At 63.4% G+C, this 5,217-nt stretch carries 4 protein-coding genes; 1 reads left to right on the top strand and 3 read right to left on the bottom strand.

What is annotated here, in order from left to right:
- Window positions 1–168 precede the first annotated feature (168 nt).
- From ACE4YL_RS07020 to ACE4YL_RS07010, 3 genes are all read right to left on the bottom strand, one after another.
- The gene (locus ACE4YL_RS07020; RefSeq protein WP_461369432.1) at window positions 169–1,398 is read right to left on the bottom strand and encodes an IS4 family transposase; all 1,230 of its coding nucleotides are present in this window, start codon (window positions 1,396–1,398) and stop codon (window positions 169–171) included.
- 75 nt (window positions 1,399–1,473) lie between these two features.
- Window positions 1,474–2,343 (bottom strand): IS3 family transposase, encoded by an 870-nt coding sequence (locus ACE4YL_RS07015; protein ID WP_461369431.1) that lies wholly within the window; start codon window positions 2,341–2,343, stop codon window positions 1,474–1,476.
- Window positions 2,344–2,363: 20 nt separating this feature from the next.
- Window positions 2,364–2,657 (bottom strand): transposase, encoded by a 294-nt coding sequence (locus ACE4YL_RS07010; RefSeq protein WP_461369430.1) that lies wholly within the window; start codon window positions 2,655–2,657, stop codon window positions 2,364–2,366.
- Between the two features lie 147 nt (window positions 2,658–2,804).
- Between ACE4YL_RS07010 and ACE4YL_RS07005 the strand changes: the two genes are divergently transcribed.
- On the top strand, window positions 2,805–5,217 hold a 2,413-nt coding region (locus ACE4YL_RS07005), incomplete at its 3' end, for an Eco57I restriction-modification methylase domain-containing protein (protein ID WP_461369429.1).

The following is a 5,217-nucleotide window of genomic DNA, read 5'->3' as shown; positions in this document are numbered from 1 at the left end:
CAATGCCGCTTCTTTAAGGTTTGAGTGGGTGGAGGATGATCGTGTGGTTGACGGTGCGGGTCGGGCGCTGGTTGTCCTTGCGGCGGGCGTAGCGGTGGGAGCCGCCGCGTTTGCGGGCGCGTGGCGCGGTTCGGCTGGGCCGGTTTGGGATCAGGTTGCCGGGCTTGGTCAGCTGGCGGGCGAGGTGGTTGAGGGCGTGGGCCAGTCCTGCAGGGGGGAGAGAGCCGCTCGGGTCACCGAGTCCCGGGCGGCTTCGAGGGCGCGTTTGAAGCTGATCCGTCCGGGGTCCAGCCCGGTCGGCGTCGCGGTGTGGCTGATCAGTTCGCGGATTGCTTGGTAGACGCACAGCATCGCCCAGAACTCCTGGGCGACCATGGCTGGGCTGTGGGAACGCAGCACTACCTCGGGGCCGCCGCGGATCGTGGTCTTCAGGTCGGCGATGCCGGTCTCGGCCTGCCACCGGGCGTGGTAGAGCTGGGCGAGCCCGACCGCAGGATAGGCCTGCTCGTCGAGCAGGGTGGTGGCCAACGCGAACAGTTCGGAGGTCTGCTGACCGGTGTCGTTGGTGGTGGTCACGCTGTACTCGATGACCCGGACCTGGATCGGTGCCCCGTCGCTGGTGCGTGGCGGGGTGAGCTGGGACAGGTAGGTGCCGTCGGGCAACACCTGCTGGACGGGCAGGGTGAACGAGGCCGACATCCGCCATAGCAGCTGTGCCCCGGTCCCGGCGGTCGCCTGCCACAGCTTCCAGGAGGCGAAGTTGCGATCGGCCAGCACCAGCATCCCCGGCCCCAGCGCCGGCAGCAGATCGACGGCCAGGGTCTGTTCCCCGGTGCTGGCCGGACCGTAGCTGGCGGCCAGCAGCATCCGGGTGCCGGACTCGGCCAACGCCAACGCCCGCAACTGCGGGTACGGATTACGCGTTCCGCTGCCGTTGCCGCCCCGTCCGAAGAACTCGGCGTTCTCAGCGGTGTCGGGCAGATCCAGGGTGAACCCGTCCACAGTGACCACTCGCAGCCCGGCATGGAACACTCCCGGCGTCTCGGCAGTGCCGGTCGGTGTCGTGGTCCGGGCGAACAACAGCTTGAACGGCTCAGCGCCGAGCTTGGCCTTCGCCTTCGTGATCGACCCGGTCCCAGGGGCCTGCCAGTCGCCCCACCCCTGACCCTGCATCGCCTGCGCGTCGGCCAGCTTCGACAGCACCAGGCCGTACCCCGACCGCATGAACAGCCAGCACGCCAGCGTGAACACCATCATCAGCCGGGCCGGCAACCGCCGATACCGCAGCTCCCGCACCCCGGCAGCCTCGATCACCTCGTCCAGCACCGACGGCGGGAACGCCCGCGCCAGCACCCCGATCGAGATCCGATCCGGTAACCGCTCCAGCCCGGCCTTCACCTCACGTGTCACACCAGCCACACAACCAAACTACACCCATGCAACTCTAAAGAAGCGGTATTGCGGGGTTGGGGGTCAGTCCGGACGGTCTGACCTTGTGGAACGGGTTTCAAACTCTATCGGTGACAGCATTCCAATACTCGAATGCCGACGTCTCCGATTATACCATGATTCTATCCACCGGAACATCGCGTTGGCAAGTTCGTTCCGAGTGAACCATACCCGAGAATCGAGCAACTCGAGCTGCATCCGTTCCCAAAAGGACTCCATCATCGCATTGTCGTAGCAGTCACCGACACTGCCCATCGACGGCACCAGCCCAGCATCATAGACTTTCTGACTGAAAGCCCATGACGTGAATTGTGAACCGTGGTCGGAATGCATGATGGTGTTAGTGTCGACACCTTCGGGATTGCGACGCAGCACTGCCATTCCGAGGGCGTCGACAACGAGTTCTTTCCGCATGTTGTCATCAATCGACCAGCCCAGGATCCGACGGGACCAGGCGTCCATGACCGCGGCGCAGTACACCTTGCCCTCCACGGTGGGATGCTCGGTGATGTCGGTTAGCCACAGCCGGTTCGGGCCGTCCACCGTGAACTGCCGGTGGACAAGGTCCTTGGCCGGGGTGGCCTTCGGGTCCCGGATCGTGGTCCACGACCGGCGCCGCCGATACAGGCCTTGGATGCCCGCCTGACGCATCAGCCGGGCCACCCGCTTGTGGTTCACCTGCAGGTCGTGGCCCAACACCAGCTCGGCGTGCACCCGCGGCGCACCGTAGGTCTTCATGTCCTCATCGGCATGGATCTGCTCGATCAGCTTCATCAGCAAAGTGTTTTCCTGTTCCCGCGCCGATGCCGGCCGGCCACGCCAGTCGTAGTATCCCGACCGCGACACTTTCAGCACCCGGCAGGCCACCGCGACATCAATCCCGTCATCGGCCATTTCGTGGACCAGCCCATACACTATTTTGGGAGAACGTTCTCCTGGGCGAAATAGGCGGCCGCCCGTTTCAGGATCTCGACCTCCATCTCCAAGCGCCGTTTATCCCGGCGCAGCTCGACCAGCTCCTTCTTCTCCCGGCTGTTCAACGCCGTCTCGCTACCACCGGCATCGTCGGTCTCGGCCTGGTCCATCCACCGACGCAGACACGATTCAGAAATTCCCAGATCTTTAGCCAACGCAGCAACTGGCTTGGACCGCTCACGAGCAAGCTCGACCGCACGACGACGGAACTCAGGCGGGTGAGGAGCAGGCACAACGACATCCTCCCTGGTGACCAGTGGCCACCTCAGGTCAGGTGTCCGCCAAACAGGGGGAAGTCCAACGTCATCGATCCGGTCGACTCGCTCCGCCAGACGCCCGGCGATCTCTGGGCCGCGAACCCGATCGACCGAGTCGACGTCATGCTGCGCGAGCACAAGATTCCGATCGGCATCGTCACAGACGGTCGGTGGTGGGGTTTGGTGTGTGCCCGTGAGGGAGCGATGGCTGCATCCGGGATCATCGATTCCCTTACGTGGATCGAGGAACCGCGGACCCGCGACGCTTTCCTGACCCTCATCAGTCGGCAGCACCTCATCGGCGGTGACCCAGCCGAGCGTCTCCCCGTCTTGTTCGAAGAATCGGTCGCCGCAGCTGAGGAGATCACCGAGGCACTCGGCGCGCAGGTTCGCCGCGCGGTTGAGCTGCTAGTCCAGTCCTTCTCCGAGTCTGCCGCGGATGCACGCCGCCGTGGTCTTCCCGACCCGCTTCCTGAACATACACACGACAGCTACGAAGCCGCCGTCACCGTGATGATGCGGGTTGTCTTCCTGCTCTTCGCCGAGGAACGTGGGCTTCTGCCATCCGGTGAGCTGTTCGATCAGGGATATGGCATTGCCCGCGAACTCGATCAACTTGTCATCCGAGAGACGGCAGACAGCGAGGAGGCGCTCGATGCCACATCCCTGAGTTGGCACCGTCTGCTTGCGACCAGCAATGCGCTTTATCGAGGAGCTAGTTTCGAGAATCTCCGGATGCCTGCCTATGGGGGCTCGCTCTTCGAGCCTGGCCGGTTCCCCTTCCTCACCGAAACCAATGAGCAGGGCACCCTTGCGATCAGGGTCTCGGACCGAGTCATGCTGCATGTCCTCCGCTCGGTCCAGATCGCCGACATCAAAGGCGAAGCGCGCAGGATCTCCTTCCGTGACATCGATGTCGAGCAGATCGGCTATATCTACGAGGGCCTACTTGGCTACACGGTGACTGATGCCAGCGAGGTCATCGTTGGGCTCAAGGGCACGCTCGGCGTGGAGCCCGAGATCCCACTCGCCACGCTTGAAGCGCTAGCGGCCAGGCACGTAGACCCGAAGAAGCTCGCCGCTGCAATCCGCAGCTTCGTCGAGGCCGATCAGCCATCGGCCAAGCCACAATCAATTGCCGCGATTGCGAAGGGCGTCAGTGTCGAGCCGGAGCCGAGTGTTGTCAGCGCGCTGACTCAAGCGGTCGGTGACGATCTGTCGTTGCGAGACCGGGTCAAGCCCTGGCTCGGATTGATTCGGCTCGATCTCCGACGACGCCCCTTCGTCGTCCTTGACGGGGGCCTTCTTGTCACGGAGACCCCGTCCCGTAAGAACGCAGGAGCCCACTACACGCCCAGGTCCCTCGCAGAGGAGGTCGTCCTCCACACTCTCCAACCGATTTGCTACTCACCGGGTCCGCATCAGACGGCTAATGAGGATGACTGGCGTCTCAAGTCCTCGGACGAATTGCTGGGTCTCAAAGTCGCCGACATCGCCTGCGGCTCAGGCGCCTTCCTGGTTGCTGCGGCCAGATATCTCGCTGAACGCGTCGTGGAAGCCTGGACCGAGGAAGACCCGACCAACACCGGGCGTACAGACCTGTATACCCGCGCCATCCGGAAGGTCGTCGCGAACTGTCTGTACGGGGCCGATATCAACGACATGGCCGTCGAGATGTGCAAACTCTCTCTCTGGCTCGTCTCTCTCGATCGGGACCTACCGTTCTCCTTCGTTGATGACAAGGTCTTCCTCGGCAACTCGTTGCTCGGGTTGACCAGCCTTGACCAGCTTCGGCAGTTGCACATCGATCCATCGCGAGTGTCCGACCAGCAGATGTTCGACATCTTCGATGTCGACATCGACCCGATCATTCGACGAGCTGTCGAGCTGAGGCAGCGGTTGGCGACCGAGATCGAAGAGTCGGATCCCGGCCGTAATGCGGCAGCCAAGACGCGCCAGCTCACTCAGCTTCGTGAGATCACTGCGACCCTTCGTTCGATCGCCGACGGTGTCGTAGCAGCGGGCCTGACCCTCGGTGGGAAGCCAGGTAAAGCGCTGAACGAGGCATACGAGAACCTCCGGATTGCAGTCCGCGCCGCCTACCCGGAATCTGGTGAATGCGACCGCTCCTTCATTGACGCCATCGTCGCGCGCGGGCTCACACCGACGGTCCCAACCGACTATGAGCGCTGGGCGCCGCTTCACTGGGTGCTCGTGGCACCGGATGTCATGGTGGACCACGGCGGATTCGATGCTGTGATAGGGAACCCGCCGTTCCTGGGAGGTATCAAGATCTCCGGCGCAATGGGCGGCAACGTTCGTGACTGGCTGTCAAACGTGCTAGCGACAGGTGGCAGCGGCGGCCGAGCCGATCTCGTGGCCTACTTCTTCGTCCGTGCTACCTCGCTCTTGCAGAGGAATGGCGTCCTCGGTCTGATCGCCACGAACACCGTCGCCCAAGGCGACACCCGCGAAGTTGGCTTGGACGCCATGGTTGCCAGCAGCTTCACCATCACCCGAGCAATCCAATCCCGCC

This window comes from Candidatus Darwinibacter acetoxidans, assembly GCF_041936445.1.
GTDB lineage: Bacteria > Bacillota > Limnochordia > Darwinibacteriales > Darwinibacteriaceae > DTU010.
This window is presented reverse-complemented; position numbering and strand designations above follow the sequence as displayed.